This window comes from Virgisporangium aurantiacum, from assembly GCF_016863635.1.
GTDB classification, from domain to species: Bacteria; Actinomycetota; Actinomycetes; order Mycobacteriales; family Micromonosporaceae; genus Virgisporangium; species Virgisporangium aurantiacum.
Window position 1 is genome coordinate 105545 of the sequence record NZ_BOPG01000048.1, and the last position, 25478, is coordinate 131022.

Here is a 25478-nt window from a genome sequence, read left to right on the forward strand (position 1 = left end):
CCGGTGGCAAGCCACCCGACAACCTCCCTGCCGTGGCCCGACGCGCGCCGTGCGGTCCACGCGGCCGGCGCCGCGGCGATGCGCGCGCCGGTGACCGTTCCGCTCGTCGAGGCGGAAGGGCTCACGCTCGCCGAACCGCTCACCGCCCGGGCACCCATGCCGGCGTTCCCGACCTCGAGCGTCGACGGCTGGGCGGTCCGCGGTGCCGGTCCGTGGCGGATCACCGGCCAGGTACTGGCCGGTTCACCCGCGCCCGCCCTGACCACCGACGGCACCTGTGTCGAGATCGCGACCGGCGCCATGGTCCCGACCGGTGCGTCGGTGATCGTGCGGGTCGAGGACTCCACGGTGAGCGGCGACGAGGTGACCGGCGAGGCGCGCGCCCCGCACGAGTGGCGCGACATCGGCGAGGAGGCGGCCGGCGGCGAGGAACTCATGCCGGCCGGTACCCGGATCAATCCGGCGGTGCTCGGTCTCGCGGCGTCGGCCGGACATGACGTCCTGAGAGTCCACAAGGCGCCGAAGGTCGCCACGCTGGTGTTCGGCGACGAGCTGCTGGTGGAGGGCGTGGCCGGCGACGGCCGCGTACGCGACGCCCTCGGCCCGCAGGTGCCGGCCTGGCTGCGCCGCCTCGGCGCCGAGGCCCTGCCGCCGGTCGTACCGGTGCCCGACACGCTCGACGCGCACGTCGATGCCCTGAAGAAAGCGCTCGACGGCGGCGCCGACCTGATCTGCACCACCGGCGGCACCATGCACGGCCCGGTCGACCACCTCCACCCGGCCCTGAAGGAGCTCGGCGCCGAGTACGTGGTGAACACCGTCGAGGTGCGGCCGGGCTTCCCGATGCTGGTAGCGGCGCTGCCCGGCGGGCGGTTCGTCTGCGGCCTGCCGGGCAACCCGCAGTCGGCCGTGGTCGCCCTGGTGACCCTGGTGATGCCGCTCCTGGCCGGTCTCGTCGGCGCGCCGGTGCCGCCGCTCGGCACCGTGACGCTCGGCGCCGAGGTGCCCGGCCGGGGCGGGCACACCCACCTGGCCCTGGTGCGGCGCGACCCGGCCGACGGGCTCGCCTATCCCCTGCCGCACGCGAACTCGGCCATGCTGCGCGGGCTGGCGCGGGCCATCGGGTTCGCGGTCGTCGCACCGGACACGACCGGGACGCCCGGCGCGAGCGTCCCGTTGGTGGCCCTGCCATGACCACCACCGCGGCGGTCACGACCGCGGTGACCACCGACGAACTCGAGGTCGCCGCGCACGAGCGCGCGGTCGCGTCGGCGGCCGCCGGGGCCGTCGTGTCGTTCAGTGGCGTCGTGCGCGATCATGATCATGGACGCCCGGTGACGCTGCTCGAGTACGAGGGGCACCCGAGCGCCGCCGAGGTGCTGCAAAAGGTCGCCGAGGAGATCGCCGCCGACCCCGACGTGTACGCCGTCGCCGTGTCGCACCGGCTCGGCGCGCTGGAGATCGGCGACGTCGCGCTGGCCGCCGCCGTCGCCACGGCGCACCGCGCGGCGGCGTTCGCCGCCTGTGCGCGGCTGGTCGACGAGGTCAAGGCGCGCCTGCCGGTCTGGAAGCACCAGGTCTTCGCCGACGGCACCGATGAATGGGTCAACTGCGCGTAGTCGCGCGGTTTCACGTGAATCATCGGCGAAGGGCCGGCCCGGACAGGCCGGCCCTCGCGAAGGAACTCAGAACGGCAGGCGGCGGCCGGCCTGCAGCGCCCGCGTGGCCAGCCTGGCCTCGCGCCGCGCGGTGCGGGCGCTCCGGCGGACCGACTTGCCGGCCTGTGACGCGGCGGTGCTGGCCCGCCAGGCGGCGTTGCCAACCGTGTCGGTGATCGCGTCACCCGCGCGGCCGACGACATGGCCGGCGCGCTTGGCGGCCGCCACACCGGTCAGTCCGGCGGTGGCGCCGGCCACCTTGGCGGCCCGGCGGGCGTCGCGCGCGGCATAGCGGCCGCGGCGACCGGCCTCCCGGGCGGCGTACCGGGTCTGGTAGGCCAGGCTCGGGCGGCCACCGCGGTCGACCATCGCGTACAGCAGGCCGCCGAGCAGGCCCAGGTTCTTGGCGAACTGTGCCCGCTGCTCGGCCTTGCGCTGCGGATCGCTCTCGGCCCAGAACGGGTGGGTGGCGATCGTCGACGGCACCACCGTCGCGGCCAGAACGGCCGCTGCCGGCCGGGTGAAGTGGCCGGTCGCGAGCAGGAGCCCACCGGCCACCTGCGCAATGCCGGTCGCCTTGACCAGGGTCTCGGTATCGGTAGGGAGGTTGGCGGCCTCCAGCGCAGGCTCCAGGTAGTCGGTGACCGGTTTGGCGTCCGCGACGTGCCGCTCCGGATGCTTGAGGACGAGGTACCCGCTGCCGACGAACAGCGCGCCGAGCAGCGTACGGGCTGCTGTACGAATGGGCGTCATGACCGGTCCTTACCCCGCGTACGACCGCTTTACGCAACTGTCGTACCTGTTCATTAGGCTTCGGTGTGATGACCGAGACCGAGGTCGCCGGCACAATCACCCCATGGAGCGCGGAACAGGTCCTCGCGCTCGCCCCGGACGTACCCGCCCAGCGGGCCGCACAACTGCTCGTCGGCGACTCCCGGTGGTCCGATTCCGGTAGCGCGGGCGAGCTGGTGTGGGGCCGGATCCGGGGCACCTCCGAGTACCAGACGATCGCCGAGCTGGGTGAGCGGCCGGCGTTCCACTGTTCCTGCCCGAGCCGCAAGGTGCCCTGCAAACACGTCCTCGCCCTGCTGCTGCGCTGGGCGAACCGCAAGGTCGCGACCGCCGACGAGCCGGGCTGGGTGCACGACTGGTCGATGCGGCAGGCGGCCCGCAACGCCCGTCGCGAGGGTGCTGCGGCGAAGCCGCGCGAGGTGAACCCGAAGACCGTCGCCCGGCGCGCCGACCGGGTGGCGGCCGGCATGGCCGAGCTCGACCGGTGGCTGGTCGACCAGGTCGCCGGCGGGGTCGCCAACCTCACCACGGTGGGCTACGAGCCGTTCGACACGCTGGCCGCCCGGCTGGTCGACGCGCAGGCCCGCGGCGCCGCCGGCCTGGTGCGGCGGCTCGCCGGCGCGGCGGTCAGCGGTGACCCGGAGCGCCTGGTCACCGAGCTGGGGCTGCTGCGGTTACTGGCCGCCGGGTACGCCCGCATCGACGAACTGCCGGCGCCGCTGGCCGCCACCGTCGCCAGCCGGGTCGGCCTGCCGGTGAGCCGCGAGGAGGTGCTGTCGACTCCCCCGGTCGCCGACCTGTGGGCGGTGCTCGGCATCCGCGACGAGATCGACGACCAGTTGAGCAGCCGCCGCACCTGGCTGCGCGGGTGCGGCACCGGGCGGATGGCGATGGTGCTGTCGTTCGCCGGCCCGGGCCAGTCGCTCGCCAACGACTTCACCCCGGGCACCGTGGTCGAGGCCGACCTGTGCTTCTACCCGGGGGCCACGCCGCTGCGCGCGCTGGTCGCCGGCCGCGCGGGCGTCGTCAAGGACCCGCCCGACCCGCCGGCCGACAGCGTCGTCGGCGCGCTCGACTCCTGGGCCGCGGCCCTCGCCGGCGACCCGTGGCTCGACCGGTGGCCGGTGCTGGTCGCCGGCGTGCACCCGACGCTGACCCATCTGGTCGAGGCCGACGGCACCGCGCTTCCCCTGCGCGGCGAGCACTGGCCGCTGGTCGGTGCCGCCGGTGGGCGCGCGTGCCGGGTGATGGGCGAGTACGGTCCTGGCGGCCTGCGTCCGGTATCGGCCTGGATGGGCGACCGGATGGTGGACCTGTGAACCAGACCTGGCCCGAGGTGGTCGCCGCCGCGCTCGTCGGCACCGACCGGCGGCCGGTCGACGGTGGCGCCGGCGCACTCCTCGACACCGCCGCCGAACTCGGCCTCCGCAAGCGGGCGGGGGTCGACGCCGCTCACGGCGTCCCGTTGCCTGAAGCCGCGCCCACCGATGAAGCGCAACCGGCGTCGCGGGCCGCAACCACGCGCCTCGCCGGCCTCCTCGACCCCTTCACCAGCATCGACGGGCGCGGCGCCGAGACCCGTCTGGAGCTGGTCGACGAGTGGCTGGAGAAGGGCCGGCTCGCCGCCGGCGACCTGCTCCCCGCGCTGCTCGATCTCGGCCGGCGGCACCGGCGGCTGCGGCCGGCGCTGCTCGCCGCCGGTGGCGAACGCGGGCGGTGGCTGGCCGCCCAGCGACCCGACTGGCGTTACCTGCTCGGCGAGGCCGACGAACGGGAACTCACCGAGCCGTGGGACCTCGCGCCGATCGGGCGGCGGATCGGCCACCTCACCGCGCTGCGCCGGCGCGACCCGGCAGCCGGCCGCCAACTGCTGATGGCCAGCTGGGACACCGAGAACGCCGACGACCGCGCGGCCCTGCTCGGCACCCTCGACGTCGGACTGACCACCGACGACGAGGAACTGCTCGACGTCGCCCTCGACGACCGCCGCCGCGAGGTGCGCGGAATGGCGCTCGACCTGCTCGCCCGGCTGCCCGACAGCCGGTACGGCGCGCGGATGGCCGAACGGGGCCGGGCCTGCCTGCGGCTCGGCACGCACGGCGGCAGGTCTGTCGCCGAGGGAGGCGACCGGGTCGACGTTCGGCCGCCGAACCGGTGTGACCCGTCGATGCAGCGTGACGGCGTCGCGGCGAAGGCACCGGCCGGCACCGGGCAGCGCGCCTGGTGGCTGGAGGAGGTGCTGGCCCGCACGCCGCTCGCCACCTGGGGGCCGCCCGACGAGCTTCTCCAGCGGCAGATTCCCGAGGAGTGGGCCGGCGTCATCCGGCGCGGGCTCGGCCGGGCCGCCGCGGCACAGAGTTCCGGCGAGTGGGCGGCCATGCTGGTCGACCGGTTGTGGCCGGAGGCGACCGCCGCCCAGCGGCCCGACGACCGGCTCCTGCTCGAAGCGCTCTACGAGGCGCTGCCCACCGAGCAGCGGGCCGAGCGCGCCGCACACGTCCTCCGCAACGACCCCGGCCGGGCCACCGCCGCCGGCGTCGAGCGGCTGCTCGAACTCTGCCCGCGTCCGTGGCCGCCGCAACTCGCCGACGCCGCGCTCGGCGCGATCGCGGTGCTGGTGCGCGGCGGCGCGTCGACCTGGCGGCTGGCCGGCCTCGTGACGCTCGCCGGCACCCGACTGCCGCTGGCGATAGGGGTCACGCCTACGGCCGTCGCCGTCGAACTGCTGCGGGCCGCGTTCGCCGAGGACCGGCCCACCGACCCGCGCCTGGGCACCATCGACCAGTTGTTGGACGTGCTGCGCTTCCGCCACGAGATGAACGAGGAGCTCAACCAGTGACCGATGTTGTGCGGCGGCACGCCGAAGACGAGTTCGCCGGCGAACTGGATCTGCTGGCCAAGACCGACGACCGCCCCAAGCCGCCCGGCTGGAAGCTGTCGCCGCAGGCGGTGGTCACGTACCTCATGGGCGACGGTGAGATCACACCGAAGTACATCGGTCCGCGGCGGCTCATGGAGGTGGCCGTCGCCACCCTGGCCACCGACCGCGCGCTGCTGCTGCTCGGCGTACCCGGCACCGCGAAGACCTGGGTGTCGGAGCACCTCACGGCCGCGATCAGCGGCGACTCGTCGCTCATGGTGCAGGGCACGGCGGGCACGCCGGAGGAGTCGATCCGGTACGGCTGGAACTACGCGCGGCTGCTGGCCGAGGGGCCGTCACGGGCGGCGTTGGTGGAGAGCCCGGTGCTCAAGGCGATGGCGGGCGGCGCGATCGCGCGCATCGAGGAGCTGACGCGGATGCCGTCCGACGTGCAGGACTCGCTGATCACCGTGCTGTCGGAGAAGGTGCTGCCGATTCCGGAACTGGGCACGGAGGTCGCGGCCCGCAAGGGGTTCAACGTGATCGCGACGGCGAACGACCGTGACCGCGGCGTCAACGATCTTTCCAGTGCCCTGCGGCGGCGGTTCAACACCGTGGTGCTGCCCGTGCCGGCCGACGCCGAGCAGGAGGTCGACATCGTGTCCCGGCGGGTCGCCGCCCTGGGCCGATCGCTGGAACTGCCGGAGTTGCCGCCGGCGTACGAGGAGATCCGCCGCGTGGTCACCGTGTTCCGGGAACTGCGCGCCGGCAGCACCGAAGACGGGCGCACCAAGCTCAAGTCGCCCAGCGGCACGATGTCGACGGCCGAGGCGATCTCGGTGCTGGTCAACGGGATCGCGCTGGCGACGCACTTCGGCGACGGCGTGCTGCGGGCACAGGACGTGGCGGCCGGCATCGTCGGCGCGGTGGTCAAGGATCCGGTGTCCGACGCGGTCGTGTGGCAGGAGTACCTGGAGACGGTGGTGCGCGAGCGCGACGGCTGGCGCGACTTCTACCGGGCCGCGCGTGCCTGAAACGAAGCTTCTTGGAGTGCGCCACCACGGGCCGGGATCGGCCCGGGCGGTGTGGCGTGCGCTTTCGGACTACGAACCGGACATCGTGCTGATCGAGGGTCCGCCAGAGGCCGACAAGCTGGTGACCTGGGCGGCGCACGAGGAACTGCGGCCGCCGGTCGCGCTGCTCGCGTATCCGAACCAGGGCGACCCGTCGGCGCGCGCGGCGTTCTGGCCGTTCGGCGACTTCTCCCCGGAGTGGCAGGCGATCCGCTGGGCGCTGCGGGCGCAGGTACCGGTGCGGTTCTGCGATCTGCCGGCGGGCGTGCGCTTCGCGTCCGTCACCGTTTCTGAAGCCTCCGACGCCGAAGCCGAAACCGACGCTCTCGCCCGGCGCGACCCCATCGGCGCACTCGCCTTCGCCGCCGGTTACGACGATCCCGAGCGCTGGTGGGAGGACGTGGTCGAGCACCAGATCGCCGATCACGACCACGACCCGATGGCACCGTTCGACGCGATCGCGAGCGCGATGGGCGTCGTGCGCCAGGCCGCGCCCGACCCGCCGGCCCGGGAAAAGCTTTACGAGGACCGGCGGGAAGCGCACATGCGGCAGGTGCTCCGGTCGGCGCGCAAGACGCACGAGCGGATCGCCGTGGTGTGCGGCGCCTGGCACGTGCCCGCACTCACCGATCCGTTGCCGACGGCCGCCGCCGACGCGCGGACGCTGAAGGGCCTCACCAAGAGCCGCATCGGCATGACCTGGGTGCCGTGGACGCACGGGCGGCTCGCCTCGTGGCAGGGCTACGGCGCCGGCGTCTCCTCCCCCGGCTGGTACCACCACCTGTTCACCGCCCCGGACCGGGTGGTGGAACGGTGGCTGACCGCGGTCGCCGGTGTCCTGCGAGCGGAAGGGCTGCCGATCTCCAGCGCGCACATCATCGAGGCGGTGCGGCTGGCGGAGGCGCTGGCGACGCTGCGCGCGCGTCCGCTGGCGGGCCTGGCCGAGGTCACCGAGGCGACCCGGGCCGTGCTGTGCGACGGCGACGAACTGCGCGTGCAACTGGTGAACCGCAAGCTGGTGGTCGGTGAGCGGCTGGGTGAGATCCCGGCGGACATGCCCGGGGTGCCGCTGGCGCAGGACCTGGCCGCGTCGCAGCGGTCGCTGCGGCTCCAGCCGTCTGCGCTGGCCCGCGACCTCGACCTCGACCTGCGCCGCCCGATCGACGCCGACCGCAGCCGGCTGCTGCACCGGTTGCGGCTGCTCGACGTGCCGTGGGGCGAGCCGTTGGAGCAGCGCCGGGGCAGGGGCACGTTCTGGGAGTCGTGGCGGCTGGTGTGGGAACCGGAGTACGCGGTCGACGTCATCGCCGCCAGCGGATACGGCGCCACCGTTCCGGCGGCCGCGACGGCGGTGGTGGTCGAGCGGGCCGGTGCCGCGAAGACGCTGGGCGACGTCACGGCGCTGGTCGAACGCTGCCTGCTGGCCGACCTGCCGACCGCGTTGCCACCCGTGCTGGCCGCGCTCGACGAGCGGATGGCGCTCGACACCGACGTCGCGCATCTGATGGACGCGCTGCCGGCGCTCGCCCGCACCCTGCGCTACGGCGACGTGCGCGGCACCGACGTCGGCTCGCTGCGCGTGGTCACCACCACGATGCTGACGCGGATCCGGATCGGGCTGCAGAAGGCGCTCACGAACCTCGACGACGACGCCACCCGCGCCATGCGGGCCCGCCTCGACGGGGTGCACGCGGCCATTCCGTTGCTGGAGGCCTCCTCCGACGGGTGGTACGACGCGCTGGCGAAGGTGGCCGGCCGGGACGACCTCCCGGGCCTGCTGGCCGGCCGGATCGCGCGGTTGCTGGTCGACGCCGGTCGCATCGACCACGCCGAGGCGGCCCGGCGGCTCGGCGTGGTGCTGACCGTCGGCGTGCCGCCGGCCCGGGGCGCCGGCTGGATCGAGGGGTTCGTCGCCGGCGGCGGGCTGGTGCTGGTGCACGACGAACCGCTGCTGCGGCTGGTGGACGAGTGGCTGGCCGGGATCGACGACTTCCCCACGGTGCTGCCGCTGCTGCGCCGGACGTTCGGGGCGTTCCCCGCGCCGCAGCGGCGGGCGATCGGCGAGCGGGTGCGGCAGTTGGGCCGGGCCGGGTCGCTGCCGGTCGCGGCGGGGCCGCATCCGCGCGGTGACGCGGTGCTGCCGACGGTTCGTCTCCTGCTGGGGGGTCCTGTCGATGACCGATGACGACCGCATGCGGCGCTGGCGGCTGGTGCTCGGCGGCGGCGACGCCGACGGCACCGGCGAGCAGTTGTCGCCCGGCGACGCCGGCATGGACCAGGCGCTGGCGGCGCTGTACGGATCCGGTGACGCGGGCGGTGAGACCTCCGGCGGCCGGGGCGGCGACCTCGGTGCGTCGGCGCCCCGCGTGGCGCGCTGGCTCGGCGACATCCGCCGCTACTTCCCCTCCACGGTCGTGCAGGTCATGCAATCGGACGCGATAGAGCGCCTCGGTCTGCAACGGCTGCTGCTCGAACCGGAGATGCTCGACGCGGTCGAGCCCGACGTGCACCTGGTGGGCACGCTGCTCGCCCTGGGCCGGGTGATGCCGGAGGCCAGCCGGCGGTCGGCCCGCGCCGTGGTGCGCAAGGTCGTGGAGGACCTGCAGCAGCGGGTCACCCAGCGCACGCGGGCAGCGGTGAACGGCGCTTTGAACCGGGCGGTGCGGATCAGCCGTCCACGCCACAACGACATCGACTGGGGCCGCACGATCCGGCTGAACCTGAAGCACTACCAGCCGGCCCTCCGGACGGTGGTGCCCGAGCGGCTGGTCGGGTACGGCCGGCGGTCGAACGCGGTGCACCGCGAGGTGGTGCTGTGCGTCGACCAGTCCGGGTCGATGGCCACGTCGGTGGTGTACGCGGGGATCTTCGCCTCGGTGCTGGCGTCGCTGAAGTCGCTGCGCACGTCGCTGGTCGTCTTCGACACGGCGGTGGTCGACCTGACCGAGAAGCTGGGCGATCCGGTCGAGGTGCTGTTCGGCACCCAGTTGGGCGGCGGCACCGACATCAACCGGGCGATCGCCTACTGCCAGAGCCTCGTCACGAAACCCCGCGACACCATCCTCGTGCTGATCTCCGACCTGTACGAGGGCGGCTCGGCCGAGCAGATGCTGCGCCGGGTGGCGTCGCTGGTGGCCGGCGGCGTACAGGTGATCGTGCTGCTGTCCCTGAACGACGACGGCGCCCCCGACTACGACCGCGAACACGCGGCATCGCTGGCGGCGCTGGGCATACCCGCGTTCGCCTGCACCCCCGACGCCTTCCCCGAGATCATGGCGGCGGCCATCGAACGCCGCGACGTCAAGGGCCTGATCGAACGCCTCGCCGCCGAAAGAGCCTAGGCGCTCCGCCGTCGGTTGAGGGCGTAGGCGCCGGCGGCCAGCACCGCCAGTACGGCGATGACGGCCAGGATCCACGGGAGCGGGCTGCCGCCGTCGTCGTCGGTCGGGGTGGACGCGGCGTTCGTCGGGGACGGGGTGGTTTCGCCGGTGCTGTGGTCGGTGGACGCCGGGCTGGGGACGTTCGAGGCGACGCCGTTCGGGAAGCCGCCGGGTGGGGCGGCCAGTTGGACCACCGGCGCGGGGTTCTCCGGGTTGGCGTTGGCGGCGCTGGGGACCTCGATCCACCGGTCGACGCGGCCGTCGGTGTACGTCTGGAGCACCTTGAACACCAGCGCGGGAACCACGGGCAACTGCTTGACCCGCACCCGGTGCTGCACGTCCCGCCCGACCGGCACCGCCGGCCCGGCCACCACGTAGCCGTCGGCGTCGGGCTGCAGTGCCCAGCCGGCCGGGCCGTCGACGTACGTGACGTCGCCCGGCGCGATGCCCGACGGCAGCACGATCTTCAGCGACGTGATGCCGGCCGTGGTCGACTCGGCCGCCGCGTTGAACGAGACGACGGCGTTCGCCGCGCCGGCCACCGCGGGCTCCACGGTGACACCGGTGTGGGCGAAAGCGGGTGCCACCAGGAAGAGGGCACCGACCACCACACCGGCAACCAGCGCCTGCAGATATCGGGTCACAACATGAATGGTCGTACGGGTCCCCCGAATGGTTCCGCCCGGGGTGTCACCCACACGTGCCGTGGGACGGCGTGACACACTGCGGCGTGCCAGTGAAGAGCTTCGTCGCGGATCTGCACATCCACTCGAAGTACTCCCGTGCCTGCAGCCGCGACCTGGAACTCGACAATCTCACGTGGTGGGCTCGGCGTAAGGGAATCACGCTACTCGGCACCGGCGATTTCACCCATCCCGCGTGGTTTGCCCACCTGAAGGACTCGCTGGAACCCGCCGAACCAGGCCTCTTCACGCTGAAAAGCGAAAAAGCGGCCGAGGTCGCCCGGAAGCTGCCGAAGCGGCTGCAGGCCGGGGACGAGCCCGTCCGGTTCCAGCTCTCGGTCGAGATCTCCACGATTTACAAGCGCGCGGCGCCCAACGGCGACGATCGGACCCGCAAGGTCCACCACCTCGTCTACCTGCCCGACTTCGAATCCGTCGAGCGGTTCAACACCGCCCTCGGGCGGATCGGCAACCTCGGCTCCGACGGGCGTCCCATCCTCGGCCTCGACTCCCGCGACCTGCTGGAGATCACCCTGGCGGCCAGCCCCGACGGATACCTGGTGCCCGCGCACATCTGGACACCGTGGTTCTCAGCGCTCGGGTCCAAATCGGGGTTCGACGCGATCGCGCACTGCTACGCCGACCTCGCCCACCACATCTTCGCGGTTGAGACCGGTCTGTCGTCCGACCCGGAGATGAACTGGCGCGTGTCGAGCCTCGACAACTACCGCCTGGTGAGTAACTCCGACGCGCACTCACCGCAGGCCCTGGCCCGCGAGGCCACCATCTTCGAGACCGAGCTGAACTACCACGCGGTCAAGGAGGCCATGCGCACCGGCGAGGGCCTCAAGGGGACGCTCGAGTTCTTCCCCGAAGAGGGCAAGTACCACGCCGACGGCCACCGTGCCTGCAACGTGAACTGGCAGCCGGCACAGACGCGGGAGAACGCGGGTAAGTGCCCCGAGTGCGGCAAGCCGTTGACCATCGGCGTGCTGCACCGGGTGGAGGAACTCGCCGACCGGCCCGACGGGTACGCGCCCGACAACGCGCCCGAGGTCACCCACCTGCTGCAACTGCACGAGGTGCTGGGCGAGGTGAACCGGGTCGGCGCCAAGTCGAAGACGGTTGAGACCCAGCTGCGCGGGCTGGTCAACGAGCTCGGGTCGGAGCTGTCGATCCTGCGCGACGTGCCGGTCGACGACATCGCCAAGGCGGGCGGCGAGCTGCTGGGCGAGGCGATCACGCGGCTGCGGCGGAAGGACGTGCGACGCATCCCCGGCTACGACGGCGAGTACGGCGTCATCCGGATCTTCGAGCCGTCGGAGTTGGAGACGGAAGCCACGCTCTTCGACGTCCCCGTGGTTCCTAAACAGCGCAAGGAGGAGCCGCGCCGCGCCCGGCCGATCAGGACCGTGGAGAAGCCGCCGCCGTTGGCGGCGGTGATCTCCCCGCACGAGCCGCTCGAACCGATGCTCGCCGGCATGGAAGAGGTCGGCACCGGCCTGCTCGACCGCCTCGACGCGATGCAGCGGGTCGCCGCGTCGGCCCCCGGCGGGCCGCTGCTGATCGTGGCCGGCCCCGGCACGGGCAAGACCCGCTCGCTCACCCACCGCATCGCGTACCTGTGCGCCGAACTCGGCGTCTACCCGGAGCAGTGTCTGGCGATCACGTTCACCCGGCGGGCGGCCGAGGAGTTGCGGCACCGGCTCGACGATCTGCTCGGCGAGGTCGCCGGCGACGTCACCGTGGCCACGTTCCACGGCCTCGGCCTGTCGATCGTCCGCGAGCACGCGCCGTCGTTCAACCTCTCGCCCGACTTCCGCATCGCGGAGGAGACCGACCGGCTGGCGGCGATCATCGAAAGTGGCTGCTTTTCAAATACAGCGCCCACGGAGCGCGAGGCCCGCCGGCAGCTCACCGCCGGCGTTCCCCGGGAGTTCCGGGACGCGTACCGCAAGGCGCTGCGGTCGCGCGACATGGTGGACCTCGACGAGCTGATCACGCTGCCGGTCGAGTTGCTGACCGAGTCGCCCGACCTGGTGGACGAGTACCGCGCGGAGTACCGGTGGATCTTCGTCGACGAGTACCAGGACGTCGACCCGGTGCAGTACGAACTGCTCCGCCTGCTCTGCCCGCCCGACGGGAACCTCACCGCGATCGGCGACCCGGACCAGGCCATCTACTCGTTCCGCGGCGCCGACGTCGGCTTCTTCCTGCGGTTCACCACCGACTTCACCGACGCCCGCCAGGTGCGGCTGACCCGCAACTACCGGTCGGCGGCGCCGATCCTCGCCGCGGCGGTGCAGGCGATCGCGCCGTCGTCGCTGGTTCCCGGCCGGCGGCTGGATCCGGCGAAACTGGACCCGGAGGCGCCGCAGGTCGGCCTGTACGAGGCGGCGTCGGCCGAGGACGAGGCGGTGTTCGTCTCGAAGACGATCGACGAACTGGTCGGCGGTGTCACCCACCGCACGGTCGACTCGCGGGCGGTGACCCCGGACGCGGTGTCGTTCGCCGACATCGCGGTGCTGTACCGCACCGACGCGCAGGCGTCGTTCGTCGTCGACGCGCTGTCGCGGCACGGCGTCCCGGTGCAGAAGCGGTCGCACGACCGGTTGCTCGACCGGCCCGGGGTGGCGGCGATCGCGCGGGAACTGCGGTTCGCGTCGGGACTCGGCGGGTCGCTCGCCGCCCGGATCAAGCTCACCGCGCAGGTGCTGACGGAGCGTCCGGCGCTCGACGTGGTGGTGTCGCCGGAGGACCTGTGGTCGGCCGTCGACCTGCTCGGCCCGCTCGCGCTGCGCTGCGGTGACGACCTCGGCACGTTCCTGACGGCGCTGGAGACCGGCGCCGAGGTCGACGCCTGGGACCCGCGGGCCGACCGGGTGACGCTGCTGACGCTGCACGCCGCGAAGGGCCTGGAGTTCCCGATCGTGTTCCTGATCGGCTGCGAAGACGGGCTGCTGCCGTTACGGCGTCCCGGATCGCCGTTGACCGCCGACGAGGAGGCCGAGGAGCGGCGGCTGTTCTTCGTCGGGCTCACCCGGGCGCAGGACCGGCTGTACGTGTCGCACGCGCGCAAGCGGTTCCGGCACGGGGCCGAGCGGGAGATGGCGGTGACGCCGTTCCTCTCGGTCATCGATCCCGGTCTGTTCGAACGCAAGGGCCCCGAAGCACCTCGTCGACCGAAGGATCGCCAACTAAGGTTGATCTAGTGAGCCTCTCCTCGGTCTTCGGTGATTTCGGCGGACGTACCTGGCTCAACACGGCGCACCAGGGCGCGGTGCCGCTCACGGCGGCTGCCGCCACCGCGGAGGCGGTCAGCTGGAAGGTCTCGCCGCACGAGTTGACCACCGAACGGTTCGAGGCCGTACCGCAGCGGTTGCGCGCCGCCCTCGGGCGGCTGGTGAACGCGCCGGCCGAGCAGATCGTGCTCGCCAACAGCGCCTCGTACGGGCTGCACCTGGTCGCCAACGGCCTGCCCTGGGAACCGGGCGACGAGGTGCTGGTGATCGCGAACGACTTCCCGTCCGACATCTTCCCGTGGCTGACGCTGGAGCAGCGGTTCGGCGTGGTCGTGCGACGGCTGCGGCCCGCGTCGGCGATGGTCACCGCCGACGAGGTGGCCGCCGCGATCACGCCGCGCACGAAGCTGTTCTGCACCACGTGGGTGAACTCGTTCACCGGCGGCGCCGTCGACCTGGCCGCGCTCGGCGCCGTCTGCCGGTCGCACGGTGTGGTGTTCGTGGTGAACGGGTCGCAGGCGATCGGCGTGCGGCCGTTCGACGCGGCGGCGCTGCCGGTCGACGCGCTGGTCGGCGTCGGGTTCAAATGGCTGTGCGGCCCGTACGGCACGGGGTTCACGTGGCTGGCGCCGCACCTGCGGGAGCGCCTGGTGCCGACCAAGGCGTACTGGCTCGCCCACCTCAGCCAGCGCGATCTGGCCCGCGACGACCTCTCCCCCGAGATCGTCTCTGCTGAGATCGCTGGCGACCGGCACGACCTCGACATCTTCGGGACCGCGAACTTCAACAACTTCGTTCCGTGGACGGTGTCGCTGGAGCACGTGCTCGACCTCGGCGTCGACCGGATCGGGGCGTACGACCAGGCCCTCGTCGAACGGCTCATCGCCGGCCTGGACGGGGCCGGCCTGAAGGTTCTCAGCCCGCGCTCGCCGGCTGAGCGCTCGACGCTCGTCTACTTCACCCACGAGGACCCGGCGCGGAACCAGGACCTGCACACGCGCCTCGCCGACGCCGGTGTCGACGTCGCGTTCCGGGCCGGGAAGCTACGCGCCTCACCCCACCTGTACAACGACGGCGCCGACGTCGACCGCCTGCTGGGTGCCCTCTGACCCGAACAGCACCGCCGCCGCCAGCGCGCCGGCCAGCATGTGCGGGCCGAACGGCAGCGGTGTTGTCCGCGTCGCGCGACCGGTGACCAGCAGCGCCGCCGCCATCAGGCCGCCCGACAGGAACGCCAGCGCCGTGCCCCAGGCGAGCGCACCCCAGCCCAGGAGCGCGAGCGCGGTGCCGAGCAACCCGGCCAGCTTGACGTCGCCGAAGCCGAGCCCGCTGCGCGGCAGCACGGCGAGCAGTGCGTACGCCGTCACCAATAGGCCGCCACCGGCGACGGCGGCCGGTGCCCCGCCGACCAGCGCGACCCCGGCGGCGGCCGCCGCGGCCGGCAGCACCAGCGCGTCGGGCAGGCGGTGCGCGCCGAGGTCGATCGCCGCCAACGGGACGCCCACCGCGAGCGCCAGCGCCCACACCGCCGCGGCCGCGGGCGGGATCGCCGAACTCAGGACGGCACCGGCCGACGCGCCTACGACGATCCACGGCCGCGCCCGCGCGGCGACACCGAACCGGGCCGCGATCGCGGGCGTTGCCGCACCGGCGATCGCACCGACGATCATCATGGGAAGCGTGGCTGACACGGGCCGGGACGCTACCGGCGGGCGCATCCGGGCGATAACGAATTCACACCGCTTCGCGTCGCGATACCCGCCTCGAACAGGGGTTGGCGTTCTTTCGGGAGGCGGACCCACCGGGGGCTCACGCTACCGTGGCCGGGACCACTACTAATCGGGGGAGGCATCCCATGTCATCGTACGGACCGCAGGGCGGGCCGTACCCGGGCCAGCCGCAGGATCCGTGGCAGGACGGGTCGGCAGGTGATGACCCGTACCGCACCGGCTACCCGGATCCGCTCACCGAGGCGCACCCCGGCGGGCCCGCTTACGCGCGTCCCGACCACACGCCGAACTCGGTGTCCGGCGAGGTCTGGGGGCCGCCGCAGGCACCCGTCCGGCAGGGTCGCTCGGCCACCGCGATCGGCGTGATCATCGTCGTGGTGCTGCTGGCGATCGGCGGGGCGGCCGCGGCCGCGGTGTTCCTGACCAGCGGTGACGACAACGGCGCCGGGCCCGGGCCCGACAAGTCCACGACGCCCACCGCGGCGTCGAAGCCCGCCTCGGCGAGCCCGACCTCGACGGTGAACGCCGACGCGCGGGTGGCCAAGGAGGGCGACTGTCTCCTCAACAAGGGCAGCGCCGACAAGCCCGACATGCAGAAGGTCACCTGCGCGGCGAACACCTACCAGGTGCTCAAGCGCATCAACGGCACCTCGGACTACAAGAAGTGCGAGGGCACGCCGACCCTTACCGACTGGTACTTCTACGACGACTCGGCCGACGCGAACGACTTCGTCCTCTGCCTGCGCAAGCGTTAGCTGGGCTGGCTTCTGAGATAGCGGCCGAAGTGGGGGACGGTGAACGCCACCGTCCCCCGCTCGCCGGAGTAGATCAGCCCCTTCTTGATCAGGGCGTCGCGGGCCGGCGACAGGCTGGCGGGCCGGCGGCCGAGGTCCTTGGCGATGTCGGCGGTGGGCACCGCGCCCTGCATGTCGTCGCTCGGTGCGAGCTTGGCCATGCTCCGCAGGTACTCGCGCTCGGCCGGGGTGGCCCGCTCGTACCGCGAGCCGAAGAACCCCACCCCGAGCTCGGCCTCCGCTTCGGGCGCGGCGACGCGCACGTCGTCGGCGGTGATCGGTGACCGGGGTGCGTGGTCCCAGGTGGCCTTGCCGTACGCCTGCACGAAGTACGGGTAGCCGCCGGACGCGTCGTACATCGCGTCGAGCGCCTTCGGGTCGTAGTCGACCCCTTCCCGTTCCGCGGGTGCGGTGAGGGCCTGGTCGGCGGCGAGCCGGTCGAGCCGGTCGATGCGCTGGTAACGGAACAGCCGCTCGGAGTACGACTTCGACGCCGACAGCACCGCCGGCAGGTGCGGCAGCCCGGCGCCGACGACGATCAGCGGCGCGCCGAGCTGGGACAGCTCGTGGCAGGCGGCGCACATGGCCGACACGTCGTCGGCCTGGATGTCCTGCATCTCGTCGATGAACAGGGCGATACCGGTGCCGACGTCGGTGGCGATGCTCGCGGCGTCGGTGAACAGCTCGGTGAGGTCGATCTCGATGTCGCCGGAGTCGGCCCGGCCGCTCGTGGCCGGCACGTCGATGCCCGGCTGCCAGCGGTCCTTCAGCTTGGCGTTCGCCGGGGCTCCGCGCAGGGCAAAGGCCTTGAGGACGCCGAGGAACTCGTCGATCCGGTCGGGCGCCCGGTGCCGGGGGGCCAGCTCCCGGACCGCCATGTGCAGAGCCGCCGCGACCGGCCGCCGCAACGACTGGTCGGGCCGCGCCTCGATCTTGCCGCTCCCCCAGAGCCGCGAGATCGCCTGCGACCGCAGCGAGTTGAGGAGCACGGTCTTGCCGACCCCGCGCAGACCGGTGAGCACGAGCGACCGCTCGGGGCGGCCCCGGGCCACCCGCTCGAGGACCACCTCGAAGGCCTGCAACTCGCGATCGCGCCCGGCAAGTTCCGGCGGCCGCTGCCCAGCACCGGGCGCATAGGGATTGCGTACCGGGTCCACGCGAGGACTTTATCTGCCTATCTAGCCTCAGCGGTAGATACGGCTATACGAACCTATCGGCGTGTCGGTCGCCTGATTCGACCCACGCCGGTTCGCCTGAAATGTCACGTATAACTTCGCGCACCCGAGACGAGAGTCTAGCGATTTTCGAACACGTGTCCAGCGGGCGGGCGCAACTCGTTACGGGAATTCTTGTGTCGCGCAGCCGACAAAACCAGAGTGATCGGCAAATGGTGAGGTTGGCATGACCAAGAGCGTTTACGCCAAGCTGTTCCTTGCCACCACGATCCTGGGCCTCGCCGGCGCGCTGAGCGCGTGCGGGTCGGGCGCCGACCAGGCCGCCGCACCGGGCGGCCCGGACGCACCGGTGACCCAGGCCACCGAGCCGACCACCGCTACCCCGTCCGCCACCGAACCGACCCCCACCGCTTCGACCGCGACCCCTCCGACCGCCGATCCGAACGGGAAGCCGGCCGATGTCGGCACGGGCGACGGCGGCTGCCCGGTCTCCGAGGACACCCTGCTCAAGATCATCAACACCACCGAGGACTTCGCGACCACGGTCGCGTTGCACGACCGCCAGTGCTACAACGGCTGGGCGAGCGGCAAACAGGAAATCTCCAAGGAGTGGACCGCGGCGCACGGCCAGGCGCAGCCGATGGCGTTCGTCTTCCGGTACGACCGGAAGGCGGGCCGGTGGGTCTACGCGTCAGCGGGAACGAGCGACATCTGCCGCGCCGACGTGCCGGCCGACGTCCGGCGGAACCTCCGGGTCTGCAGTTACTGAATCGCGCGAAGCTCGACCACCGAGACCTGCGGAGGGGCGCCCACCCGCACGGGTGGGCCCCAGAACCCGGCGCCGTTGGTCACGTAGATCTTCGTGCCGTCGACGGTGTCGAGGCCCGACACCACCGGCTGCTCCAGCCGGACCAGCGCACCGAACGGCTGGATCTGGCCGCCGTGGGTGTGGCCGCTGAGCTGCAGGTCGACCCCGTGCTTGGCGGCCTCGGTGACCTGGATCGGCTGATGTGCCAGCAGCACCACCGGGCGGGCGGGGTCACGGTCGCCCAGGGCCTTGTCGAAGTCGGGCGCGTGCCGGTAGCTGCCGCCGGTGACGTCGTTGACGCCGGCCAGGTCGAGGCCCTCGATCTCGACCCGCTCGTTCTGCAGCACCCGCAGGCCGAGGCTGTCGACCTCGTCGATCCACTCCGCGTACCCGGAGAAGTACTCGTGGTTGCCGGTGACGAAGAAGCTGCCGTGCTTCGACTCCAGGTCGGCGAGCGGCTCGGCGGCCGGCCCGAGCTCCGCGACGGAGCCGTCGACCAGGTCGCCGACCACGGCCACCAGGTCGGCACCGACTCCGTTGATCATGTCGACGATGCGGCGGGTGTGCGACCGCCCGAGCAGCGGGCCGAGGTGGATGTCGGACACCAGCGCGATGCGCAGCCCGTCGAGCTGACGCGGCAGCTTGGCCAGCGGGATCGTCACCCGGTCGAGGCGCGGGCCACCCATCGCCTGGCTGACGCCGTACCCGACCGTCGCCACCGAGGTGGCCCCGGCGGCGATCGCCATCCCCCGGGCCAGCAGCAGCCGGCGACCGGGATCGGCGGCCCGCGCCGGCCGCCCGGCAGCCGGAGACCCAGCGGCCGGAGACCCAGCGGCCGGAGACCCAGCGGCCGGAGGCCCGGTGGAGGGCTCGGTCGGGGGCGCGGTCGAGGCGCCGGCCGGTGGGGCGGACGCGGCGGATTCGGTGGCCGGTACGAGGGCGGGCTCTTCGACCGGAACGGGCTCCTCGGCCACCTGCGCGCGGCGGACCCAGGTGAACCGCAGCACCAGCCGCGGGATCTCGAGCACCGCCAGGATCACCAGCAGGTAGAACATCGTGGCCAGCCAGAGGTACGCCGGCCAGGCGATCCAGCGTGCGGCGTCGGGACGCGCGAGCCGTCCGAAGGTCAGGCCGCTCACGATGAGCAGCACCATCGCCACCATCCCGAGCGTGCCGAGAAGTCGCGCCCGACCGCGCGTGGTGGTGTCCTTGACCAGCCGTTTCCACAGGTAGAAATGAATGCCGAAGAGCACGCCGAAGACGACGACGAGGAACACCGCGATCAAAAGTTCAGCCTCCGGCGAACGGCGGTAGGACGTCGACCACCGTGTCGGCGGGGAGCGGCACGGAGCGGTCGTGGCAGGCCAGCCCGTCGACCAGGAACGAGCAGCGGTCGAGCACGGTGGCCAGCGTGGGGCCATGTGCCTGAGAGATCACTGAGAGCAGCGTCGCCAGGTCGGGCGCCGCCACCTTCTCCTCGTTGACGCCCGCCGCGGCGCGCGCGGCGGCGAAGTACCGGACGAGGATCACCGTCAGCCGCCGATCGCCGACATCGGGCGGGCCGGCTGCAGGAACGAGACGTCGTTGATGTCGTGGCCGGGCTTCTTGGCCCACATCGCACCGGCCCACGCGGCGGCGAGGTGCGCGTCGTCGGCACCGTCGCGAAGCATCGTGCGCAGGTCGGTTTCGGTGGTGCTGAACAGGCATGACCGGATCGTGCCGTCGGCGGTGAGCCGGGTGCGGTCGCAGGCACCGCAGAACGGCCGCGACACGCTGGCGATCACGCCGACCTTCGCCGGCCCGCCGTCGACCAGCCAGGTCTCGGCCGGTGCGGCGCCCCGGTGGGCCGGGTCGGGCCCGAGGTCGACCTCGGCGCGCAACAGCGCGAGGATCTCCTCCGCGGTGATCATCTCGGCCCGGCTCCAGGTGTGGCCGGCATCGAGCGGCATCTGCTCGATGAACCGCAGCTCGTAGCCGTGGGCGAGGGCGAACCGCAGCAGCGGCACCGCCTCGGCCTCGTTGACGCCGCGCATCAGCACCGAGTTGATCTTCACCGGACGCAGGCCGGCGGCATCGGCCGCGGCCAGCCCGTCGAGGACGTCGCTCAGCCGCCGCCGACGCGTGAGGTCGGCGAAGGTGTCGGCGCTCAGCGCGTCCAATGAAACATTGACCCGGTCGAGCCCGGCGGCGCGCAGTTGGCGCGCGGCCCGGGCGAGGCCGATGCCGTTGGTGGTGAGCGACAGTTGCGGCCGCGGCCGGAGCTCGGCGGCGGCCGCGACGATGCCCACCAGGCCCGGACGCAGCAGCGGCTCGCCGCCGGTGAACCGCACCTCGGTGACGCCCAGCAGCTCGACCGCGATGCGGACCAGCCGGACCACCTCGGCGTCGGTGAGCAGGCTTGGCTTCGGCAGCCAGGCCAGGCCCTCGGCGGGCATGCAGTAGGTGCAGCGCAGATTGCACCGGTCGGTGAGCGACACGCGCAGATCGGTGGCCACCCGACCGTACCGGTCGACCAACGCCTGCTGAGTCATGAGGAAAACCCTACCCGCGCCTACGACAATTTCCGCGCGAGCGAGCCGACCTCTCCCCGGTACGCGGCGCCGAACAACCTCACGTGCACCAGCATCAGGTGCAACTGGTGGGCCGCCACGCGCTCGCGCCAGCCGTCGGCGAGCGGGCGGGTCTCCCGGTACGCGGCCAGGATCCGGTCGAGGTGGGGCGCGCCACCGAACAGGGCGAGGAACGCCAGGTCGGTCTCCCGGTGGCCGCCGTGCGCGGCCGGGTCGACCAGCCAGGCCCGGTCGGCCGCCCAGACCAGGTTCCCCGGCCACAGGTCGCCGTGGATCCGGGCGGGCGGCTCATCGCCGCCGAAAACGCCCGCCGCGATGCGGTCGGCGGCCCGCTCCACCAGCTGGTCGTCGATGTAGGGCCGGAGCCGGTACTCGGCGAACCACTCCCCCCAGGTGGCCCGCGTCGGCGTGTTGTCGAGCGGGAGCCGCCCGATGTAGCCGGTCCACTCCGCGCCGAAGACCGACGGCGGCTCGAACCCGTGCATGGCGGCCAGTTCGCGGCCGAACCGCTCGGCGGTGGCGACACTCGGCGGCGCCGGATCGATCCACTCCAGCGCCAGCATCGACGGGAGCCCGGCGAGCACCTCGGGCACGGCCACCGTGTGCGTCTCGCGGAGCCAGCGCAGGCCGGCCGCCTCCGCGGCGAAGAACCCGGCCGGCGGATCGGGCAGCGACTTCGCGAACACCGACGCGCCGTCGTCGAGCGTCAACCGTTGGGCGACGCAGATCGACCCGCCCGATACCGGGGTCTCCCGGATGCGCTGGTGGGTGAGGAACGCGGGCAGGTGCGTCGGGTGCGCCCGCAGGTACGCCAGATCCATTACCGGGCGGCGGCGAGCGCGTCCCGGGCGAACGCGTACGTCTTCAGCTTCGACCGCACCGGCGCGACGATCATCTCCATCGCGACGTTCGCCGCGGCGTTGCGGAGCTTCTTCTCGGCGCTGCGCCGCGCCCGTTTCGCGCCCTGATGCACGAACGGTCGCACCACGATCGACAGCAGCAGCCCGAACAGCAGGCCGCCGAACAGGAGCGCGGTGGGCAGCGGCAGCACGCCGGCGTGCGGTGTCGGCAGTTCCGGCAGGTCGAGCAGGAACATCACCAGCCGGACGGCGAGCCACACCAGCCCGGTCAGCGCGACCAGCGCGCCGGCCCACTGGGCCACCCCGATCATCCGCCACCAGCGGCGCTGCTCGGCCAGGCCGAGGTCGGTGCGGGCGATGGCGACGTCGAGAGCATCGGGGACGTCGTCGAGCCGCGAGCGGGCGGCGTCGAGCAGCGTGGCCGGCCACGGGTCGGGCAGTTGCGCCGGTGTTCCCGCCGCGGCGGCCCGCTCGGCGATCGCCCGGCCGGCCAGCGCCACCGCAGCCTTCTCCGCGGCGGTCGAGCCGGGCAGTGACGTCGCGGCGACCGGTTCGTCGTCCTCCGGCGACCGCCGCCGCCGGGGCAGCACGCCGCCCGACGCGACCGGGTCGGCGGACGTGACCGGCCCGCCGAGGTGCAGGCGGCGCAGCGGATCCGGCCGCACCCGCCGTACCCACTGGATCACCGGCCAGCTGGTGGCGGCGGCCGCGCGGTGCAGGTAGGCCTGCTCGGTCGCCTCGACCACGGCCGGCACCCCGGCGGCGTCGGCGAGCGAGTCGCTGAGCCGCCGGATCGAGTCGCGGTCGATGTCGGCTTCCGACGCGGGCGCGGCGACCAGCGGCGCCAGTTCGTCGGCGGCCACCGACACGTCGGCCGCGATCCGCTGCAGCGCCGCCTGCCGGGCCGAGACGGTGCGCTCCAGCAGGGCCCGCAGGTCGCCGGTGCCGGGGAGGCCGATCGCCGACGTCGGCAGCACGGGCACCGTGCCCAGGCCGCGGGTGCCGAGCAGGTTCCGCAGGTCGGTGGTGACCCGCTCGACGTCGGTGACCGCGAGCCGGTCGCTCTGGTTCAGCAGCACCACGGTGACGTCGGTGTGGTTGCGGAACTGGGACAGGTACCGGTCGTGGACCATCTTGTCGGCGTACTTCTGCGGGTCGAGCACCCACACGACGAGGTCGACGAGTTCGAGCAGCCGGTCGACCTCGCGCTGGTGCTCCTTCTCGACCGAGTCGAAGTCGGGCAGGTCGAGGAGCACCAGGCCGCGCAGGCCGGCCTCGTCGTCGCCGTCGAGCGCGCTCTCCCGGGTGAACCGGCTGCCGGTCGGCACGCCCAGCCAGTCGAGCAGCGAGCGGGCCGGCGCCGACGGTCCCCACGTGCAGGCGTGCGCGACGGCGGTGGTCGGCCGGCGCAGGCCGACCGGCGACAGCGGCAGTCCGGCGATCTTGTTGAAGAGGCTGGACTTTCCGCTGCCGGTCGCGCCGGCCAGGGCCACCACCGTGTGGTCGCCGCTCAGCGACAGGCGCATGCCCGAGCGTCCGAGCACGGCTTTCGCGCCGTCCAGCTTTTCGGCGGGCACGTTGCCGTCGGTCAGTTCCACGAATCTGCCCAGCGCGGTGACCCGCGACACCAGCCGTTCCCCGTCGACCGGCCGGATCCTCGTCGCTACCGTCATCTGTCTCCCGCCGTCTTGATCAGGCCCGGCCGGGGCACCTCACCCGCCGGCAGGTCGACGACCTGCCGCGCCTCCACCACGTCGCTCGCGGAGTCGCGCAGGCGCCAGGCCGTCCGGGGATCAACCATCGTCATGGCGCGCGGTCCGTCGAACCGCGCGGCCTCCGCGTGCAACAGCGATTGGACGCGCGTGAGCAGGTCGGCCCGCGCCTGTTCCGCGAGCGTGCGCACGGCCTGATCGCCGAAGATGGCCTCGAGCACCTTCTGCGCGGCAACCGTGGTGCCGGCCGCGGTGGCGACCTCCAGCCCGGTCGGGATGAACGCCGTCGCCGCGAACACGCTGACCATCACCAGCAGGCCGGTCGCGTTGACCGCGTACGCGCTCACCTTCGCGATCTTGAGCTTGCCCTCGGCCTCCTGGCGCACCAGGTCGAGCACGGCGCGCTGCCAGTCCCGCACCAGCCGTTCGGCGTTCGCCTGCAGGTCGGGCGAGGGCTTGCGGAGTTCCGGGGTGAGCAGGTTCCGGCCGGCCGCGTGCTGCTGCCACGCGGTGGACGCCTTCTCGGCCGCGTCGGCGGCGGCGCCGCGGATCAGCGTCACCACGCCCGACTCCAGGGCGGCCTGGAACTGCTTGCCGGGTGCCGGCCGGCCGGTGACCGAGGCGACCACGCGGTCGCGGGCCCGGCCGATCCGCGCCTGCAGCGCGCGCATCAGGTCGCCGGTGCCGACGAGCTCCTGCCAGCGCGACAGCACCTCGCCGCGGAGCAGGATGCCGTCGTGCATGCCGTTCTCGATCGCGAGCTGAGCGTCGGCGTACGCCGTCGTGACCGCCTCCGCCAGCGTCTTGTCGGCCGCCACCTGCTCGTCGGCCGCGTCGGCGAGGTGCGCCACGATCGGACCGAGCGCGTCGATCCCACCACCGACGGTGCGCCGCACGACCGCGGTCCGGGCCTGTGTGGAGTTGGCCAGTTCGTCGAACCAGGCCCGCAGCGGGGTGATGACCCGTTCGGCGAGCAGGCCCTGTCCGTCGAGGGAGGCTTCGGGCAGCACGAACAGCGGTGCGCTGCCGAGCCCCTTGTCGCGGAGCATTCCCAGGAGGTGCGGCCCGATCTCGTCGGCGGCGCCCGGTGGGACCCGGTCGAGCACCAGCGCCACCACTGTGCCGCGTTCCCGCGCGGTGCGCAGCAGCGCCCACGGCACCGCGTCGGCGTACCGGGCCGCCGTGGTGACGAACAGCCACAGGTCGGCGGCGGCCAGTAGTTGCGTGGCCAGGGCCCGGTTGCTGTCGACGACCGAGTCGATGTCGGGCGCGTCGAGGAACGCCAGGCCGGGGCTGAGGTGCGCGGCGTTGACCACCTGCAACGAGTTCTGATCGGTGCTCGGCCCGGAGGTGCGGGCCAGCCCAGGAAGCAGGTGATTTCCGGCGAACCAGGGCAGGTCGGCCGGATGACAGACCAGGACCGGCGCCCGGGTGGTCGGCCGCAGCACCCCGGCGGGGCTGACCGGTGCCCGCACCAGGCTGTTGACCAGCGTCGACTTGCCCGCCCCGGTAGACCCGCCGACGACCACCAGCAGCGGCGCGTCGAGCCGCCGGATGCGCGGCAGCAGATAGTCGTCGAGTTGGGCGACGGTGGCGGCGCGGCTGGCCTCCGCCTCCTCGGCACCGGGAAGTTTCAGCGTGTACCGGGTGGTGGCGAGCGTGTGCCGGAGCCCGATCAGCGCGGCCGCGAGCTTTCCGACCTCGGGGTTCTTGGTGAAGGCCCCGTTGGACGCGATCGCGGCCGGCTCGGCCGGAGGAGGCGGCGCGGGCGGCGCGGCTTTCTCGGTGGTTTCGGCCTTTTCGGTGGTTTCGGCCTTTTCGGTGGTTTCGGCCTTTTCGGTGACGGCCTTTTCAGCGACGGTCTTTTCGGTGACGCCCGCAGCGCGCTCGGTCGTGGCTTCCGGCGCCGCCTCGGCAGGGGTGGCCGGTGTCGTTTCGACCGGAGTGGCCGGTGCCGTCCTGGTCGTGAGGGGCCACGGCGGAGGCGTCGCGCCGGGAGCCGGAACCTGGGGCGGCACGGTCGGCCGGACGGCCGGTGCCGGCACGAGCGGCGGCGTGGCCGCGGCGGTCGACCGGGCGGCCCGCAGCGCCGTGGGCGCCGGAGCCGTGGCGGGTGATCCCGCCTCCGGCGCAACCTCGTC

21 protein-coding genes are annotated in these 25478 nt (G+C 73.0%); 11 read left to right on the forward strand and 10 right to left on the reverse strand.

The window, feature by feature from the left end:
• Nucleotides 1-3 precede the first annotated feature (3 nt).
• Nucleotides 4-1194 carry a molybdopterin molybdotransferase MoeA gene (locus Vau01_RS35965; protein ID WP_275423989.1) on the forward strand — a complete coding sequence of 397 codons (1191 nt, stop codon included), beginning with the start codon at nucleotides 4-6 and terminating at the stop codon, nucleotides 1192-1194.
• Nucleotides 1191-1619 (forward strand): molybdenum cofactor biosynthesis protein MoaE, encoded by a 429-nt coding sequence (locus tag Vau01_RS35970; protein WP_204002583.1) that lies wholly within the window; start codon nucleotides 1191-1193, stop codon nucleotides 1617-1619. The genes Vau01_RS35965 and Vau01_RS35970 overlap by 4 nt, the downstream gene beginning before the upstream one ends.
• Before the next feature lie 66 nt (nucleotides 1620-1685).
• Here the strand turns inward: Vau01_RS35970 and Vau01_RS35975 are convergent, their stop codons facing one another.
• On the reverse strand, nucleotides 1686-2411 hold the full coding sequence (locus Vau01_RS35975; protein ID WP_204002585.1) for a DoxX family membrane protein: 726 nt from the start codon (nucleotides 2409-2411) through the stop codon (nucleotides 1686-1688).
• A 68-nt stretch (nucleotides 2412-2479) separates the two neighbouring features.
• Between Vau01_RS35975 and Vau01_RS35980 the strand changes: the two genes are divergently transcribed.
• Genes Vau01_RS35980 through Vau01_RS36000 form a run of 5 tightly spaced genes read left to right on the forward strand, consistent with a single transcriptional unit; the run spans nucleotide 2480 to nucleotide 9724 of the window.
• Entirely contained in the window at nucleotides 2480-3769 is a 1290-nt protein-coding gene (locus tag Vau01_RS35980) for an SWIM zinc finger family protein (protein WP_204002588.1), read from the forward strand.
• Nucleotides 3766-5289: a DUF5691 domain-containing protein gene (locus Vau01_RS35985; protein WP_204002591.1), complete on the forward strand. Its 1524-nt coding sequence runs from the start codon at nucleotides 3766-3768 to the stop codon at nucleotides 5287-5289. The genes Vau01_RS35980 and Vau01_RS35985 overlap by 4 nt, the downstream gene beginning before the upstream one ends.
• Nucleotides 5286-6344 carry an ATP-binding protein gene (locus Vau01_RS35990; RefSeq protein WP_204002604.1) on the forward strand — a complete coding sequence of 353 codons (1059 nt, stop codon included), beginning with the start codon at nucleotides 5286-5288 and terminating at the stop codon, nucleotides 6342-6344. Before Vau01_RS35985 ends, Vau01_RS35990 begins: the two co-directional genes overlap by 4 nt.
• The gene (locus Vau01_RS35995; protein WP_204002607.1) at nucleotides 6337-8568 is read left to right on the forward strand and encodes a DUF5682 family protein; all 2232 of its coding nucleotides are present in this window, start codon (nucleotides 6337-6339) and stop codon (nucleotides 8566-8568) included. The genes Vau01_RS35990 and Vau01_RS35995 overlap by 8 nt, the downstream gene beginning before the upstream one ends.
• Complete coding sequence (locus Vau01_RS36000) at nucleotides 8558-9724, forward strand: VWA domain-containing protein (RefSeq protein WP_204002610.1); 1167 nt, start codon at nucleotides 8558-8560, stop codon at nucleotides 9722-9724. The genes Vau01_RS35995 and Vau01_RS36000 overlap by 11 nt, the downstream gene beginning before the upstream one ends.
• Here the strand turns inward: Vau01_RS36000 and Vau01_RS36005 are convergent.
• Entirely contained in the window at nucleotides 9721-10407 is a 687-nt protein-coding gene (locus Vau01_RS36005) for a DUF1775 domain-containing protein (RefSeq protein ID WP_239152123.1), read from the reverse strand. The genes Vau01_RS36000 and Vau01_RS36005 overlap by 4 nt on opposite strands.
• A 71-nt stretch (nucleotides 10408-10478) precedes the next feature.
• On the opposite strand from Vau01_RS36005, the gene Vau01_RS36010 reads away from it, so the two are divergent.
• Both Vau01_RS36010 and Vau01_RS36015 read left to right on the forward strand, forming a co-directional pair.
• Complete coding sequence (locus Vau01_RS36010) at nucleotides 10479-13658, forward strand: UvrD-helicase domain-containing protein (RefSeq protein ID WP_204003054.1); 3180 nt, start codon at nucleotides 10479-10481, stop codon at nucleotides 13656-13658.
• Nucleotides 13658-14797 (forward strand): aminotransferase class V-fold PLP-dependent enzyme, encoded by a 1140-nt coding sequence (locus tag Vau01_RS36015; protein WP_204002616.1) that lies wholly within the window; start codon nucleotides 13658-13660, stop codon nucleotides 14795-14797. The genes Vau01_RS36010 and Vau01_RS36015 overlap by 1 nt, the downstream gene beginning before the upstream one ends.
• Here the strand turns inward: Vau01_RS36015 and Vau01_RS36020 are convergent.
• Entirely contained in the window at nucleotides 14741-15379 is a 639-nt protein-coding gene (locus Vau01_RS36020) for an A24 family peptidase (RefSeq protein ID WP_204002621.1), read from the reverse strand. The two genes, Vau01_RS36015 and Vau01_RS36020, sit on opposite strands and share 57 nt — an antisense overlap.
• Before the next feature lie 164 nt (nucleotides 15380-15543).
• Here Vau01_RS36020 and Vau01_RS36025 point away from each other — a divergent pair, with 164 nt between their 5' ends.
• On the forward strand, nucleotides 15544-16173 hold the full coding sequence (locus tag Vau01_RS36025; RefSeq protein ID WP_204002624.1) for an LppU/SCO3897 family protein: 630 nt from the start codon (nucleotides 15544-15546) through the stop codon (nucleotides 16171-16173).
• Here Vau01_RS36025 and Vau01_RS36030 read toward each other — a convergent pair.
• Nucleotides 16170-17369: an ATP-binding protein gene (locus tag Vau01_RS36030; RefSeq protein WP_204002628.1), complete on the reverse strand. Its 1200-nt coding sequence runs from the start codon at nucleotides 17367-17369 to the stop codon at nucleotides 16170-16172. The genes Vau01_RS36025 and Vau01_RS36030 overlap by 4 nt on opposite strands.
• Nucleotides 17370-17613: 244 nt before the next feature.
• On the opposite strand from Vau01_RS36030, the gene Vau01_RS36035 reads away from it, so the two are divergent.
• Nucleotides 17614-18156 (forward strand): hypothetical protein, encoded by a 543-nt coding sequence (locus Vau01_RS36035; protein WP_204002632.1) that lies wholly within the window; start codon nucleotides 17614-17616, stop codon nucleotides 18154-18156.
• On the opposite strand, the gene Vau01_RS36040 is transcribed toward Vau01_RS36035, so the two are convergent.
• From Vau01_RS36040 to Vau01_RS36065, 6 genes are read right to left on the reverse strand one after another with little or no spacing between them, the layout of a single operon-like run.
• On the reverse strand, nucleotides 18150-19481 hold the full coding sequence (locus tag Vau01_RS36040; RefSeq protein WP_239152124.1) for a metallophosphoesterase: 1332 nt from the start codon (nucleotides 19479-19481) through the stop codon (nucleotides 18150-18152). The two genes, Vau01_RS36035 and Vau01_RS36040, sit on opposite strands and share 7 nt — an antisense overlap.
• Nucleotides 19482-19485: 4 nt before the next feature.
• Entirely contained in the window at nucleotides 19486-19731 is a 246-nt protein-coding gene (locus Vau01_RS36045; protein ID WP_204003058.1) for a MoaD/ThiS family protein, read from the reverse strand.
• Entirely contained in the window at nucleotides 19728-20726 is a 999-nt protein-coding gene (gene moaA, locus Vau01_RS36050; RefSeq protein WP_204002635.1) for a GTP 3',8-cyclase MoaA, read from the reverse strand. The genes Vau01_RS36045 and moaA overlap by 4 nt, the downstream gene beginning before the upstream one ends.
• A gap of 20 nt (nucleotides 20727-20746) precedes the next feature.
• Entirely contained in the window at nucleotides 20747-21586 is an 840-nt protein-coding gene (locus tag Vau01_RS36055) for a fructosamine kinase family protein (RefSeq protein ID WP_204002638.1), read from the reverse strand.
• Nucleotides 21586-23298 (reverse strand): GTPase, encoded by a 1713-nt coding sequence (locus Vau01_RS36060; RefSeq protein ID WP_204002645.1) that lies wholly within the window; start codon nucleotides 23296-23298, stop codon nucleotides 21586-21588. Before Vau01_RS36060 ends, Vau01_RS36055 begins: the two co-directional genes overlap by 1 nt.
• Entirely contained in the window at nucleotides 23295-25073 is a 1779-nt protein-coding gene (locus tag Vau01_RS36065; protein WP_204003060.1) for a GTPase family protein, read from the reverse strand. Before Vau01_RS36065 ends, Vau01_RS36060 begins: the two co-directional genes overlap by 4 nt.
• Nucleotides 25074-25478 lie beyond the last annotated feature (405 nt).